We start from the raw sequence: 13,917 nt of genomic DNA on the forward strand, positions 1-13,917 counted from the left end.
CAGCCTCCTTTATTTCATCATCATCGTGAGGTTTCCGGCAGTAATAATGACGGTAAGGCTTAAAAAAAACATGAGAGACACAATAGCGAGAGCCGCAAAAATATAAATGACGCTTTTGCTGATGACATCGAGACAGGTAATGACCGGACCGCCGCCGAGCGGCTGGAGAATCGCGGCTGCCAGCTTGTAAATAAAAGCGAGAGAAAGCACTTTGATTGCCGGGAAAGCCGCAATACAAATCAAAATGGCGACACCCAGGATTCCCACCGTATTTTTCAGCAATAAGGAAGCGCTGATCACTGTATCTGTTGCGTCAGTAAACATTCTTCCAAGAACAGGAATGAAGTTGCCGGTAATAAACTTAGCCGTCCTGAGCGTAATGCCGTCTGTCACTGCCGCCGAGGCACCCTGCACAGAAATGACGCCGAGAAACACAGTGAGAAAGACTGCCAGCGCTCCTATGGCAATATTTCTGAGAAGATTGGACAGCTGCGTTACTTTGTATTGTTCAGTCATTGTACTGACGATGCTCAGAATCGCTGATAAGAAAATCAGCGGCATGACGATATTTTGAATCAGCAGACCGCTCGTATTCATTAGAAAGAGAATAACAGGATGAAAGAAGGCCGCAGATACAGCTCCTCCAGAGGAAGCCAAAAGCGCCAGCAGGAGAGGAATGAGAGCCAAAATAAAACTGGTCATCGTCTGAATCGCCTCTGTCGCATAATTGATCGCTATATGAAAGCTGTTCAGTGCAAGGATAATCAGCACCATATAAACAATTGCGTACGCAACCTTGCTGACTGTGCTTTGCTGAAATGCATTTTGCAGAAGCTGAAGAATGACGCAAAAAATTGTCAGCAAAATCAACGTGCCGAGAAGCTTTCCATTGGCAAGCACTTCATGAAACAAATAAGAAAAGAGAGCCTTCAGCCATTCTTGCGGTGAAAAAGATTTATCGCCGTTTATAAACTCAAGCAAACTTCCTTTTTGACTTTCCGGCAGAAGCCCGCCGTACTCCGTCATTATGTCATTCCAAAATTCACCGATCTTGTCTGTTTCAAGCGACTCTGCCGTTTTTTCAGCCAATTGCTCCGGCGTTTCGGTATGTTCTTCTGTTTGGACCGAATCGTCTGCTGCTTGTACAATTTCTGTGCAGCCGAATACGAGCAGCACTGCAAGAACCAACGCCCATCGAAAACGCTTCAATCTGCCGCCTCCTTTCGGTTATGACATGGAAGGTATAAGTCCAAGAATCGTTTCAATAATCACGGTTAAAATAGGAACAGCCATAACGAGAATCAGAATTTTCCCCGCCAATTCTATTTTCGAGGCGATGGCCCCTTGACCGGCATCCTTGGTGAGCTGCGCCCCGAATTCAGCAATATAGGCGATTCCGATAATCTTTAAAATCGTTTCAACATATACCATGTTGACATTGGCGTTAACGGCTATTTTTTCAATCATTCTGATAATGTCGTAGATTTGATCTACCAAATAGAGAAAAATAACACATCCGGCAAATACGACAATTAAAAAGGCAAATGTCGGCTTTTGTTCTTTTACGATCAAAGAAAGGAAGGTGGCGATCAGCCCTAAACCTACAATTTGAACAATGTCAATCTGTAAGCCCCCCTATCCTTGAAATAAAAACACAGCTTTTATCTTTTTAAAGAGGTCATCCACAATGGTGGCGACCATAAATAAAATATAGATAAAACCTAACAGCGTCACCCACTGGGCGTATTCTTTTTTTCCCATCTGATCCAAAATCGTGTGTAAAAAAGCGACCACGATTCCCACTCCGGCGATTTGAAAAATGACATTAACGTCTACTCCCATTTTATTTTTGCTCCCCTCACGTTTACATCAATAGAAGAATGAGTAACAAGCCCGCTAAAAAGCCTAAACTTTTTATCATCTTTTCATTTTTCGCTTGTGCCTGCTCAGCATCCGCTTCCGATGCCTCTAAGTGTGTAAGTGCCAGCTTGATATGTTTTTGCTGTGAGATTCGATCGTGAATCCCAAGCGTCTCGCCGAATTGCTTCAGCACATCATATTCGGCTTTTTTCAGTGACATGTTGTCCCACACTTTTTTTAAGCTTTGCTCCCATGCCGTTTTAGCGGAATCACTGCCTTTCTCCAGCTGTTCGCTAAAACTGAGAAACAGAGCCGAAACAGGCTGTGCAAGCTGTTTTGCGATCTGCTGTGAAGCGGTATGAAGCGGTGTATGGCCGTACATAATTTCCGCCTCGAGAGATTGGAGCGCCGCACGCAGCTGACGGATTTGCCTTGGCCGTTCTGTATAAATTTTCGCCGTCTCGAAACCTGTCCATGTTGTCGCAGCTACAATGAATACAGCGCCTAACAGCTTCAGCATGTTTTCACGTCCCTCGTTCCCGAAAGCACGTTTCCGTCTTTGTCATAAATACGGCTTACCGTGCCCGGTCCCTTCGTTCTGGATAATTCCAAATAGCGGTCAAAGGCTTTTTCTTCCCACAGACGCTTTAATGAAGGCCGCTTCGTCAGATCAGAAATACTCCAGCCATGCGCGGATACAATGACCGAAACACCGGCATGCAGCGCCTCGAGAAGTGCTTCTGTATCCTCCGTTCTTCCGATTTCATCAACGATTATCACCTCGGGACTCATTGACCGGATCATCATCATCAGCCCCTCAGCCTTCGGACAGGCATCTAACACGTCAATTCTCTGTCCGAATTGATGCTGCGGAATGCCGCGCAGGCACCCGGCAATTTCCGACCGTTCATCGACAATGCCTGTCTTTACGGGCGGAATCCGGTTCTTGCCGCTGCTCGCAAGTCTGGCAAGATCCCGAAGCAGCGTTGTTTTACCGGTTTGCGGCGGACCGATAATCAATGTATTCAGCCAGCCGTTTTGATGCAGATAAGGCAGCAGCGGTTCTGCAATACCAAGCTTTTGCCGGGCAATTCGTATATTAAAAGACGCAATGTCGCGGAGGCCCTTCACCCCTCCGTTTTCTGTAATGACTCTGCCTGCAAGTCCGACTCTGTGGCCGCCCCTGATGGTGACATACCCTTTCTTCAGCTCTTCTTCGAGCGTATACATACTATAATTGCTCAGCCGGCTGAGGATCAGGTGGGCATCCTCGGCCGTGCCCGCATAGGACAAAAAAAGAGGTTGTCCTTTTCGTATCAGTTCAACAGGGCGGTTAACCCGAATTCTGATTTCTTCGATTTCCAGCCATTGATGTTCCGGTATTTCAGAAAGGGCGTTTTTCATGGATTCAGGGAGAACGTCAGCAATTTCATTCAACAGAGTCTCCTCCTTTCTACCGATCGGCTTCTTTAAAATGTATGATGTGAGGCAGACTTTATGACAAGCCTCTCTTTATTTGTGGACACCCGCTAAAATCAACACGACACCCGTAAAAATCAAGATCAGTTTTGCATATGACAGCTGCCCGGCAATTTGGTAGATTCCCACAGTCATGGTGATGATAAAAATCAGCGGACCGACAATAGCAAGAATGCTGTTGACCACAACCGCTTTGCGGACATCATTTGTCACAAGCATCACAATCGCGGCCGTCAGCTCAATCATGGAGGATAAAACTCGCAATCCGGCCATTGTCAAAACAGTAGAATTAATATTTCCAAGAAAAAATTTCATAGCACTCTCCCAACCTCCCATTTTTTTATATGATATGCTCTAGCTGGCGGAAGTAGTCTTGCCATTTTCGTATAAAAGAAAGATTCTGTTTTTGCGCACAAAAAAAGCCTGCTCCCAATTGGGAACAGGCCTCTTTTTTCTCCTTACGCTCTTGAAACGTAAGAACCATCTGATGTGTTGACTACAAGAGTGTCGCCTTCATTGACAAAGAACGGCACGTTTACAACAAGACCAGTTTCGGTTTTCGCAGGTTTTGTACCGCCTGATGCCGTATCACCTTTAATGCCAGGTTCAGTCTCTACCACTTTCAGCTCAACCGTGTTCGGAAGTTCGATTCCGAGTGTTTCATCTTGGTACATCATGATGTGTACAGACATATTTTCAAGCAGATACTTTAATTCCTCTTCAATTTGAGTTTCACTCAATTCAAGCTGTTCATAAGAACTTGTATCCATGAATACGTGCTGATCTCCGTTTGCATATAAGTATTGCATTGTTTTTGTTTCGATTTGCGCTTTTGCCACTTTTTCACCAGCACGGAATGTTTTTTCCTGAATCGCGCCAGTACGCAGGTTGCGAAGTTTAGAACGGACAAATGCCGCACCTTTACCCGGTTTTACGTGCTGGAAGTCAACGACGCGCCAAATGCCGCCATCCACTTCGATTGTTAATCCTGTACGGAAATCGTTTACTGAAATCATGTTTAATGTCCTCCTATATTCCAATCACAAAATAATGAGTTCTTTTGGGGAATGGGTAATTGTCCGGTTGCCGTTTTCTGTCATCACGATGTCATCTTCAATTCGGACACCGCCTGTTTCTGGTATGTAAATGCCCGGCTCCACTGTAACCACCATGCCCGGTTCAAGGATAGCTGAAGATCTGACGGACAGCCCCGGCGACTCATGAACTTCCATGCCGAGCCCATGCCCGGTTGAATGGCCGAAGTACTCGCCGTAGCCTTTTGCAGCGATATGATCCCTTGTCAGGGCGTCAGCCTCTTTGCCTGTCATACCCGGCTTAATATGTTCGACGCCGAGTGCCTGAGCATCAAATACGACCTGATAAATTTCTTTCAATTGATCACTAGGCTGGCCTACAGCGACCGTTCGGGTAATGTCAGAACAATATCCTTTATAGTAAGCGCCAAAATCCAGCGTAACAAGATCCCCGCTTTCAATCAGTTTGTCACTTGCCACTCCATGGGGAAGGCTTGACCGAAGGCCCGAGGCGACAATCATATCAAAAGAAGAGCTGTCCGCTCCTTGGCTTCTCATATAAAACTCCAATTCATTGGCAACAGCTATTTCAGAAATGCCGGGTTTCATAAACGTCAAGATATGGCTGAAAGCATCATCTGCAATCTTCGCAGCTTCCTCTAATATCTTAATCTCTTCATTAGACTTAATCAAGCGCAACTTTTCCACGGATTCAGCCACAGGCACTAATTCAGCCTCACTGATAATCGCGTTGTAAGACGCGTATGTGCCGTAGGTCATACTGTTTTGTTCAAAACCGAGGCGTTTGATGCCGAACTTTTCAATTGTGTCGGCAGTGGTTTGAATCAGGCTGCCGCCGTGCTCAATGATTTCAAAGCCCTTTAGCTGAACCTTGGCCTGCTCCGTATAACGGAAATCCGTAATAAACGCAGCCCTGTCTCCGGATATGACAGCTAAGCCCGCTGACCCTGTAAAACCGGTCATATAGCGCAAATTGATGCTGCTTGTAATCAGCATTCCGTCTATCCCCAGCTGTTCGAACAAGTTTCTTAATTTCTCAAGTTTCATCTTTATTCTCCCCCTTGCCGGCTTAATAAATAGCGAACAGCAAGCTTGTAGCCTTCAGATCCGAGGCCGACAATCTGCCCTTTCGCAACAGGAGCGATCACTGACTGATGCCTGAATTCTTCTCTGGCGTATAAATTTGATAAATGCACCTCAACCACAGGAGGGCTGATGCTTGAAACAGCATCCCTGATGGCATAGCTGTAATGGCTCAGCGCGCCCGGATTCAAAACAATTCCGTCATATTGTTCCTCAGCCTCGTGTATGGCGTCTATCAAATCGCCTTCATGATTAGACTGGAAAAAAGTAAGCTGAATATGTAAGGCTTCAGCAAATTGAAAAAGATCTGTTTCAATATCTGTCAGTGTGTGACGCCCAAATACATCCGGCTCACGCTTCCCCAGCCGATTGACATTCGGGCCGTTCAAAATCAAAAAATGAGGCACATGGCTCTCTCCTTTTCGCGAGGGTTTCTCATGTAAAAAATGTTCACTTCTCGTGAACATTTTATCATAACAAAAAAGGATAATACACTATTCTCTCTGTGTTCCCAGCGCACGTGCCAGCTTTTCCGAGTTCAGCTCATTATATTCAAATGAAATTGAATATCCGACAAACAGACCGTAAAGCAGATAGATGCAGATCGTTGTAATAATCGTATCTGATTTCAATTCAGTTACGGCGCGCACATCCTGGAAAATCGGATTAAACACAAAAAACACGAGCAGCCAAAGCAGCAAGCCGTATAACATACCAGGCCACATCGTTTTCAAGCGTTTCAAGAGAAGATAATAAAGAAACGCCCCGCCAATCGAAATGATGCCAATCACAATGATGCTGATAATCGTTCCTAAACCATGTTTTTTCCACTCTCCGAGTACAAACGGCTGCAATATCATATTGGGGCTGATTTCGGAAAAATGAAATAAGTAGGCGATATAACCGACGAAACTCCATAATACGCCTCCGCAAAAACCCGTCGCCGCTACCCTGCCGCCCATTGGCACAGGCGGTCCCTGATTCTCTTTTGTTTGTTCGTTTTGATCTGTATTTTTTTCACTAGTCATAACGGCCACCTCCTTGTTAAAGTGTGCCCAAAAAATGAAATGTCAATAAAAAAGCTCACACATTTTGACAGCAGCGAGTAAAATTTGAAAATAACGGGTATACTGCATGTAGAAAAAGCAAGGCTCTGGCAAATTTTCAGCCCGTCAATCTAGAGGTTTCGCGCTGTTTCCTGTACAATAGAGTGAAAGGAAATAGTTAGCAATCCTAAAGAAATAGGCAGGTTGATGAATATGTCAAAACATAAAATTCCGCCCGCTTACGGCGGGCAGGCGGTTGTGGAAGGCGTTATGTTTGGCGGAAAACACAATTACGTTACGGCCATACGAAGAACAGACGGAAGCATTGATTTCTTCAAACTTCCCCGGAAACACAATCCGAAGCTGAACAGGGTAAAAAAAATACCATTTATAAGAGGGATCGCCGCTATTATTGAAGCGAGCGCTAACGGCACAAAGCATTTGAATTTCTCGAGTGAACGCTACGGACTTGATCCGTCTGAGGACGAGACGCTTAAGGAAGAAAAAAAAACCTCGGGGCTGTCAATGTATCTCAGCCTTGCAGTGATCGGTGTCTTATCATTTTTGTTCAGTAAATTCGTATTTACATTGGTTCCTGTTTTCTTAGCTGAACTGACAAGACCGGTTTTTCCATCGGACACAGCGCAAGTCGCAGTTGAAAGTCTATTCAAATTGATTTTGCTGCTCGGTTATATTTATTTTTTATCCATGACACCGCTGATTAAAAGAGTGTTTCAATATCATGGAGCCGAACATAAGGTCATAAACTGTTATGAACAGAATTTGCCAATTACTGTAGAGAACGTTCAAAATCAATCACGGCTTCATTACCGCTGCGGGTCCAGCTTTATTTTATTTACCATTATTGTCGGTATGTTTGTATACTTGCTTGTTCCGACAGATCCGCTTTGGTTGCGTGTTATAGATCGTGTCGCTCTCATACCGATTGTACTTGGGATTTCCTTTGAAGTGCTGCAGCTGACAAATAAAGTGCGTGATATTCCCGGTTTGAAATGTCTCGGGTACCCGGGCCTCTGGCTTCAGCTGTTAACGACGAAAGAACCTAAGGATGACCAAGTAGAAGTTGCAATCGAAAGCTTTAACGAGCTTCTCAGACTCGAAGAAAGATCTGAACAAAAAGAGCAGCCCTCTCACAACGTCATCTAATATCCGTTGCCCTGCTATTACTTTCGGAGGTGGACAGTTATGAATCATCGTGTACAACCTATTATTGCTGTATTAATTGCGCTGGGAGCGTTCGGTTTCCTCTATGTGCTGGTAACCAATCCCGGAGAAATGGCAAAAATGGCGATAACCGTCATCTTGGCAGGTATCATTATTTATTTTATTGTGAAATATGTAATGAAGCGAAATACTGGCAGTGAAGGAGCGGCTTTTAAAAAAGCGGCCAAACAATCGCGGCGCCGGCTGAAAGAACAAAAAGCAAAGCACCGCGCCGGGCATAAAGGCCGGGTGAGCCATCTGCGAAGCGTTCCGAGCGCCAGCAAACCTAAGCCGATGATTCTCAAGAAAAAAAGCCAGACGCAGCTGACTGTCATAGAAGGCAAAAAAATAAAAAGAAAAACAGAGCGCTTTTTTAATAGGTCCACTGCTTTAAAAACTGCTCTGTCCGACTTTTACCTAGCTCAATCAGGGCTAGTTTTTTTGTTGTGTTAAATGAAATTCGGTCGCCATCACGTTGTCAACCGGAAGAAAAATGATATTTTGCTCATAGCGTGACGCGATATGTCTTGCGTCATGCGCATCCTTCATCGTTTCAAACAGAGCGCCAAACAGTTCAAAAGCGTTTCCGATATTTTTTTTCGGCCGCTCCCTTTCATTCGGCGCAAGCGTCACACCGATAACAGGTCGTTTTCTTTCTTTAGAAAACAGCCATATGGGAAAATTGCTTAAAACGCCCCCATCCACTACGGTGGCAGTTCCTGTATCTGTTTTTAATTTTATTGGTTCAAAAAAATAGGGAATGCTGCAGCTCATTCTTACCGCTCTGGCAACCGGAAACATATCCGGATTTAACCCGTAGCGGACCAAGTCATCCGGCAGCACGATCATTGTACCGTTTGTCAGATCCGAAGCGATGAGCCGCAAAGAGCCTTTTTTCAAATCGCCAAAGACGCGTACGCCTTTCGCTCTTAAAAGGTCGGCGATCCACTTTTCTAATGTGTCTCCTTTAAACAAGCCCAAACGCCAGTAAATGGACACCCATTGGAGCATTTTTAAGGGGAGAAATGAGTATCGCTGGTCCAGCAGCCTCTCTCCGTCCACTTCTTCAATCAAAGCGTGAATTTCCTTGCTTGAATAACCTGATGCAATAAAAGCGGCAATAACGGCGCCGGCGCTTGTGCCGGCAAGCCGTGCAAAGCGGAAGCCTTTTTCCTCAAGCGCTTCATAAGCGCCGGCAAGCGCCACGCCTTTTACCCCTCCGCCAGAAAACACACCGTCAATATACATCCCATACCCTCCCCCTCCATCCAATGGCTTACTATCATTTTAAGAAAAAACGCGAAGAAATAGACCAATGAATGAAGCAGGGCGCATTTCATCAAAAAAAGGCGGCCTCCTTTGAGACCCGCCTTTTTACTGATTATGATGTTCTGTTTTCTTTTGGATTGATTTCAGCTCTTTTTTACGCGCATCGTCTTCTTCAAAATATTGAACAAGATCACCGATGCGATCAATGCTGTTCCAGCTTAAATGATGCTCGATTCCTTCGACATCGTTATATATTTTCTCTTCATCAACACCAATGATTCTTAAAAACTGCTCAAGCAATTCATGTCTGTATACTAGCCGTTTGCCTATTTTCTTTCCTTTAGACGTTAGCACGAGACCGCGATATTTTTCATAAATTAAATATTCGTCTTTATCTAGTTTTTGAACCATTTTTGTTACAGAGGAGGGGTGGACTGCCAATGCTTCCGCGATATCAGAAACCCTTGCATATCCTTTTTCTTCAATCAGCATATAAATCTGTTCAATATAATCTTCCATACTTGGTGTCGTCATCGAAACCCTCCCAAAAAGCACCTTAACTTTATAAATCATTACAAGTTTACACTAATGAACTTGAAAAAACAAGGATGCTCTGCAGGCCAAAAAGCCCTTTTTACCGCTTATAATTCCATTCATCAGAAGCATATTTTGTTTCTGCTAAGTCCTGAACAAAATCAAGCTCTTCCTGGGATAATTCGTACGGCTCCAAGTGAATATTCAAACCGGTTTCAAATCCGGATTTAAAAGCCTTGCGTGCATCGTCCATCGTCACCGGGTGATCGGTGAGTTCATTAATCGCAACCGCTTTATTTTTAAAATTGCGCTGCATCCGCTCTCTGACTCTTTCACTCGGATACAAAAACAGATCAAACAGCTTGTCCTCATCCAAATCAAGCAGAATGGAGCCGTGCTGAAGGATGACGCCTTTTTGTCTCGTTTGCGCGCTTCCCGCCACCTTGCGTCCCTCGACAACAAGCTCATACCAGGACGGCGCGTCAAAACAAACGGATGAGCGCGGGTTCTTTAAGCTTTCTTTTTCTTTTTCGGTTCTCGGAATGGCAAAATAAGCGTCCAGACCAAGATTTCTAAAGCCTTGGAGTATGCCTTCTGAAATAACCCGATATGCCTCGGTTACAGTCGCCGGCATTTCCGGATGATCCTCAGAAACGATTACACTGTATGTCAATTCCTGATCGTGGAGCACCCCTCTTCCTCCGGTCGGTCGTCTGACAAATCCAAGATTATACTTATGTACTGCTTCAAAATTGATTTCCTTTTTAATATTTTGAAAATAACCTACAGAAAGCGTCGCCGGATTCCAGCCGTAAAAACGGATGACCGGAGGAATTTTCTTTTCACTGTGCCAATATAAAAGCGCTTCATCAAGCGCCATATTGAATGCCGGGCTTGCATTTCCTGAGTCTATAAACCGCCAAGTTTCTTTTTCCATTTTGAGACCTTCCTTACCGTTTTAATAGAATCAGTTTAACAAACTGCCGGGAAAATGAAAAATATTTTAGTTCCATTATGGATGACAATCGCGCCGTGCTTTACTATAATAGTATTTGTCGAAAACGTCTCTATGCCCTTGTTTAAAGAAGCAGGGTTTTGATTTTATACGTTAAAGGAGTAGAATCACATTGTCTAATATGATCGTTTTAATTATTTTTGCTGCGTTTATCGTCTATATGATTGCTTCATATGTCTATCAGCAGCGAATTATGAAAACACTTTCGGAAGAAGAATTCCGCGCTGGTTACCGCAAAGCGCAGCTTATCGACGTTCGTGAACCGAATGAATTTGATGGGGGACATATTTTAGGCGCCCGCAACATTCCGCTTTCTCAGCTGAAACAGAGAAAAAATGAAATCCGGCCGGACAAGCCTGTCTATCTGTACTGCCAGAACAGTGTCCGCAGCGGACGCGCGGCACAAACCCTGCGCAAAAACGGCTACACTGAGATTTATAACCTTAAAGGCGGCTTTAAAAAATGGGGCGGAAAAATCAAAGCCAAAAATTAAAAAAACAGCTGTCTGATATCAGACAGCTGTTTTTTATTTTACAAGTTCGCTGCTTACGTTTTTCTCGTATCTAAGTACAGGCTGTCTCGCTGCTTTTGTTTCATCCATTCTTTTGACGATTGTTGTATGCGGAGCCTCCTGTACGAGCTCCGGAGTTTCCTCTGCTTCTTTCGCAATTTGGATCATAGCATCAATAAACGCATCCAGCGTTTCCTTGGATTCTGTCTCTGTCGGCTCAATCATGATGCACTCCTCAACATTAAGCGGGAAATAAATTGTAGGCGGATGATAGCCGAAATCGAGCAGCCGTTTTGCAATATCCAGCGTACGCACCCCAAGCTTTTTCTGGCGTTTCCCTGACAATACAAATTCGTGCTTGCAATGACGGTCAAACGGCAGATCGTAATAAGGGGCAAGCTTTCTCATCATATAGTTGGCGTTCAGCACCGCGTTTTCAGTAACGGCCTTTAACCCGTCCGGGCCCATAGAGCGGATATACGTATACGCTCTGACATTGATGCCGAAGTTGCCGTAATAAGGCTTAACACGGCCGATCGCGTGAGGGCGGTCATAGTCAAAAGTAAACCGGCCTTCTTTTTTGATTAAAACGGGTTTTGGCAGATAAGGAATCAGATCTTCTTTTACGCCAACCGGACCTGAACCCGGACCGCCTCCGCCGTGAGGCCCTGTAAAGGTTTTATGCAAATTAAGATGCACCACATCAAATCCCATATCACCGGGTCTCGCTTTACTTAACACGGCATTTAAATTAGCGCCGTCATAATACAGCTTTCCTCCGGCTTGGTGAACGATTTCCGCCATCTCGGTGATCTGCTCCTCAAATAATCCGAGTGTATTCGGATTCGTCAGCATAAGAGCTGCGGTTTCTTCATTCACCGCTCTTTTTAAATCCTCTAAATCAACAAGCCCGTTTTCATTCGATTTCACCGTCACCGTTTCAAAACCGGCAACTGTTGCAGACGCAGGATTTGTCCCATGAGCTGAATCGGGGACAATGACCTTTGTCCGTTTCATATCTCCGCGCGCCTCATGATAAGCGCGGATCATCATCAGTCCCGTCCATTCGCCATGCGCCCCCGCCGCGGGCTGAAGCGTGACCTCATCCATTCCCGTAATTTCCTCGAGATGCTTGCTTAAGTCATATAAAAGCTCCAAAGCGCCTTGCACTGTGTCTTCGTCCTGAAGAGGATGAATCGCGGCAAAACCGGGAATCCGAGCGATTTTTTCATTCAATTTCGGATTGTATTTCATTGTACAGGAACCGAGCGGGTAAAAGCCCGAATCAACCCCGTGGTTCCGTCTGGACAATGCTGTGTAATGCCGCATAATATCCAGCTCAGAAACCTCCGGCAGCTCTGCGTCCTCATCCCGGATATAGCTGTCTGACAAGAGGTCCTCCACTTCCATTTCCGGTACGTCAAGCTCCGGCAGACTGTAGCCGACACGGCCTTCTCTTGAAAGCTCAAAAATAAGTGCCTGATCCTGATTATTCATGGCGATCCCCCAATTCCTTAATGAGTGCATCAATTTCTTCTTTTGTTCTCAGCTCTGTTACGGCAATAAGCATATGGCGGTCAAGCTCCGGATACGTCAGACCCAAATCGTAGCCGCCGATGATCCCTTTTGTCAGCAATCTTTGATTTACCGATTTCACAGGTTCATCTAGTTTGATAACGAATTCGTTAAACATCGGCCCGTCAAACATTACGGTGAGCCCCGCTTTTTTCGCTTCTTGCTTAGCATAATTAGCTTTTAAGAGATTTTGGCGGGCGATTTCTTTTACGCCGTTTTTCCCGAGAGCCGTCATGGCGACGGAAGCGGCCAGTGCGTTTAATGCCTGGTTCGAGCAGATGTTTGAGGTCGCCTTATCCCTGCGAATATGCTGCTCTCTGGCTTGCAAGGTAAGCACAAAACCTCTTTTTCCGTTTTCATCCTCCGTTTGTCCGACGAGGCGGCCCGGCACCTTTCTCATTAATTTTTTCGTGACCGCAAAAAACCCGCAATGGGGTCCGCCGTATGCGGAAGGAATCCCGAATGGCTGTGCGTCGCCAACCACAATATCGGCCTGAAAAGCGCCCGGCGGGGTCAGAAGTCCCAATGCAAGCGGATTGGCTGAGACAATAAACATGGATTTTCCCTGATGAGCGATTGGCTCAATATCCTTCAACGGCTCAATCAGACCAAAAAAGTTCGGGTACTGCACAATGACCGCCGCCGTATCGTCACAAACGGTTTCGCGCAAAGCATCAAGATCAGTCACTCCATTTGCGGCAGGGACTTCAACAACTTCAATATACTGTCCTTTTGCATATGTTTTCAGCACTTCTCTCGATTCAGGGTGCACGGTTGTTGACACCACAATTTTTTTCTTTTTCGTATGTCCGGAGGCAAGCATCGCAGCTTCCGCCAAGGCTGTTCCGCCATCATACATAGAAGAGTTGCTGATATCCATGCCAGTTAATTCACAAATCATCGTTTGAAACTCGAAAATCGCCTGAAGCTCCCCTTGAGAAATTTCCGGCTGATATGGTGTATAAGCTGTATAAAACTCAGACCTTGAAATGACATGATCCACAATAACCGGCTGATAATGATCATATACACCAGCGCCTAAGAAAGATGCGTATTGAACGGTATCACAGTTTTTAGACGCCAGCTTTGTCAGTTCTTTTGTTAATTCTGTTTCTGATTTTGCCTTTTTGATTTGATACTCTTTTTTAAATCTGACGTTCTCCGGTATATCGGCGAATAAATCATCGATCGTGTTTGCGCCGATGGCATCAAGCATTTCCTGTTTATCCTTTTCTGTCGCGGGCAAATAGCGGTGCTTCATGTGTT

General features: G+C 45.1%; 16 protein-coding genes and 2 pseudogenes. 3 read left to right on the plus strand and 15 right to left on the minus strand.

Features of this window, described 5'->3' with window-relative positions; genetic code table 11:
• Positions 1–9: 9 nt before the first annotated feature.
• The 10 genes from spoIIIAE to AU387_RS07920 all read right to left on the minus strand — a co-directional run bounded on the left by spoIIIAE (position 10) and on the right by AU387_RS07920 (position 6,505).
• Complete coding sequence (gene spoIIIAE / locus AU387_RS07875; protein WP_059335401.1) at positions 10–1,209, minus strand: stage III sporulation protein AE; 1,200 nt, start codon at positions 1,207–1,209, stop codon at positions 10–12.
• Positions 1,210–1,227: 18 nt separating this feature from the next.
• Complete coding sequence (gene spoIIIAD, locus AU387_RS07880) at positions 1,228–1,623, minus strand: stage III sporulation protein AD (protein WP_081638335.1); 396 nt, start codon at positions 1,621–1,623, stop codon at positions 1,228–1,230.
• A 12-nt stretch (positions 1,624–1,635) separates the two neighbouring features.
• Complete coding sequence (gene spoIIIAC, locus AU387_RS07885) at positions 1,636–1,842, minus strand: stage III sporulation protein AC (protein ID WP_003153142.1); 207 nt, start codon at positions 1,840–1,842, stop codon at positions 1,636–1,638.
• 22 nt (positions 1,843–1,864) lie between these two features.
• Positions 1,865–2,380: a stage III sporulation protein SpoIIIAB gene (spoIIIAB, locus tag AU387_RS07890; protein ID WP_024122020.1), complete on the minus strand. Its 516-nt coding sequence runs from the start codon at positions 2,378–2,380 to the stop codon at positions 1,865–1,867.
• On the minus strand, positions 2,374–3,297 hold the full coding sequence (spoIIIAA, locus tag AU387_RS07895; RefSeq protein ID WP_059293615.1) for a stage III sporulation protein AA: 924 nt from the start codon (positions 3,295–3,297) through the stop codon (positions 2,374–2,376). Before spoIIIAA ends, spoIIIAB begins: the two co-directional genes overlap by 7 nt.
• Before the next feature lie 75 nt (positions 3,298–3,372).
• Positions 3,373–3,654 carry a YqhV family protein gene (locus tag AU387_RS07900; RefSeq protein WP_010334901.1) on the minus strand — a complete coding sequence of 94 codons (282 nt, stop codon included), beginning with the start codon at positions 3,652–3,654 and terminating at the stop codon, positions 3,373–3,375.
• 143 nt (positions 3,655–3,797) lie between these two features.
• On the minus strand, positions 3,798–4,355 hold the full coding sequence (gene efp, locus AU387_RS07905; RefSeq protein ID WP_024122022.1) for an elongation factor P: 558 nt from the start codon (positions 4,353–4,355) through the stop codon (positions 3,798–3,800).
• Positions 4,356–4,379: 24 nt separating this feature from the next.
• The gene (gene papA / locus AU387_RS07910; RefSeq protein ID WP_059335402.1) at positions 4,380–5,441 is read right to left on the minus strand and encodes an aminopeptidase PapA; all 1,062 of its coding nucleotides are present in this window, start codon (positions 5,439–5,441) and stop codon (positions 4,380–4,382) included.
• 2 nt (positions 5,442–5,443) lie between these two features.
• On the minus strand, positions 5,444–5,884 hold the full coding sequence (gene aroQ, locus AU387_RS07915; protein WP_024122024.1) for a type II 3-dehydroquinate dehydratase: 441 nt from the start codon (positions 5,882–5,884) through the stop codon (positions 5,444–5,446).
• Between the two features lie 87 nt (positions 5,885–5,971).
• A complete protein-coding gene (locus AU387_RS07920) occupies positions 5,972–6,505 on the minus strand; it encodes a YqhR family membrane protein (RefSeq protein ID WP_044154633.1) in 534 nt (177 codons plus the stop codon).
• 231 nt (positions 6,506–6,736) lie between these two features.
• Here AU387_RS07920 and AU387_RS07925 point away from each other — a divergent pair, with 231 nt between their 5' ends.
• Both AU387_RS07925 and AU387_RS07930 read left to right on the plus strand, forming a co-directional pair.
• On the plus strand, positions 6,737–7,690 hold the full coding sequence (locus AU387_RS07925) for a DUF1385 domain-containing protein (RefSeq protein ID WP_059335403.1): 954 nt from the start codon (positions 6,737–6,739) through the stop codon (positions 7,688–7,690).
• 39 nt (positions 7,691–7,729) lie between these two features.
• Positions 7,730–8,124 (plus strand): annotated as a pseudogene (locus AU387_RS07930) (SA1362 family protein).
• On the opposite strand, the pseudogene AU387_RS07935 reads toward AU387_RS07930, so the two are convergent.
• From AU387_RS07935 to lipM, 3 genes and pseudogenes are all read right to left on the minus strand, one after another.
• Positions 8,121–8,995, minus strand: a pseudogene (locus AU387_RS07935) (patatin-like phospholipase family protein). The pseudogenes AU387_RS07930 and AU387_RS07935 overlap by 4 nt on opposite strands.
• 126 nt (positions 8,996–9,121) lie before the next feature.
• Complete coding sequence (mntR, locus tag AU387_RS07940; RefSeq protein WP_010334908.1) at positions 9,122–9,550, minus strand: transcriptional regulator MntR; 429 nt, start codon at positions 9,548–9,550, stop codon at positions 9,122–9,124.
• Positions 9,551–9,650: 100 nt separating this feature from the next.
• Positions 9,651–10,487, minus strand: coding sequence for an octanoyltransferase LipM (lipM, locus tag AU387_RS07945; RefSeq protein WP_059335404.1), 837 nt, complete (start codon positions 10,485–10,487; stop codon positions 9,651–9,653).
• Between the two features lie 190 nt (positions 10,488–10,677).
• On the opposite strand from lipM, the gene AU387_RS07950 reads away from it, so the two are divergent.
• Positions 10,678–11,058, plus strand: a complete 381-nt coding sequence (locus tag AU387_RS07950; protein ID WP_059335405.1) for a rhodanese-like domain-containing protein — start codon at positions 10,678–10,680, stop codon at positions 11,056–11,058.
• Between the two features lie 33 nt (positions 11,059–11,091).
• Here the strand turns inward: AU387_RS07950 and gcvPB are convergent, their stop codons facing one another.
• Positions 11,092–12,573 (minus strand): aminomethyl-transferring glycine dehydrogenase subunit GcvPB, encoded by a 1,482-nt coding sequence (gcvPB, locus tag AU387_RS07955; RefSeq protein WP_044154625.1) that lies wholly within the window; start codon positions 12,571–12,573, stop codon positions 11,092–11,094.
• Entirely contained in the window at positions 12,566–13,912 is a 1,347-nt protein-coding gene (gcvPA, locus tag AU387_RS07960; RefSeq protein WP_059293612.1) for an aminomethyl-transferring glycine dehydrogenase subunit GcvPA, read from the minus strand. Before gcvPA ends, gcvPB begins: the two co-directional genes overlap by 8 nt.
• Between the last annotated feature and the right edge of the window lie 5 nt (positions 13,913–13,917).

The organism is Bacillus halotolerans (assembly GCF_001517105.1).
GTDB classification, from domain to species: domain Bacteria; phylum Bacillota; class Bacilli; order Bacillales; family Bacillaceae; genus Bacillus; species Bacillus halotolerans.

Bases quoted from the DNA above. Each gene is read 5' to 3' on its own strand.
- spoIIIAC (WP_003153142.1), bottom strand. From the start codon at position 1,842: ATGGGAGTAGACGTTAATGTCATTTTTCAAATCGCCGGAGTGGGAATC.
- spoIIIAB (WP_024122020.1), bottom strand. From the start codon at position 2,380: ATGCTGAAGCTGTTAGGCGCTGTATTCATTGTAGCTGCGACAACATGG.
- AU387_RS07900 (WP_010334901.1), bottom strand. From the start codon at position 3,654: ATGAAATTTTTTCTTGGAAATATTAATTCTACTGTTTTGACAATGGCC.
- efp (WP_024122022.1), bottom strand. From the start codon at position 4,355: ATGATTTCAGTAAACGATTTCCGTACAGGATTAACAATCGAAGTGGAT.
- papA (WP_059335402.1), bottom strand. From the start codon at position 5,441: ATGAAACTTGAGAAATTAAGAAACTTGTTCGAACAGCTGGGGATAGAC.
- AU387_RS07920 (WP_044154633.1), bottom strand. From the start codon at position 6,505: ATGACTAGTGAAAAAAATACAGATCAAAACGAACAAACAAAAGAGAAT.
- AU387_RS07925 (WP_059335403.1), top strand. From the start codon at position 6,737: ATGTCAAAACATAAAATTCCGCCCGCTTACGGCGGGCAGGCGGTTGTG.
- mntR (WP_010334908.1), bottom strand. From the start codon at position 9,550: ATGACGACACCAAGTATGGAAGATTATATTGAACAGATTTATATGCTG.
- lipM (WP_059335404.1), bottom strand. From the start codon at position 10,487: ATGGAAAAAGAAACTTGGCGGTTTATAGACTCAGGAAATGCAAGCCCG.
- gcvPB (WP_044154625.1), bottom strand. From the start codon at position 12,573: ATGAATAATCAGGATCAGGCACTTATTTTTGAGCTTTCAAGAGAAGGC.
- gcvPA (WP_059293612.1), bottom strand. From the start codon at position 13,912: ATGAAGCACCGCTATTTGCCCGCGACAGAAAAGGATAAACAGGAAATG.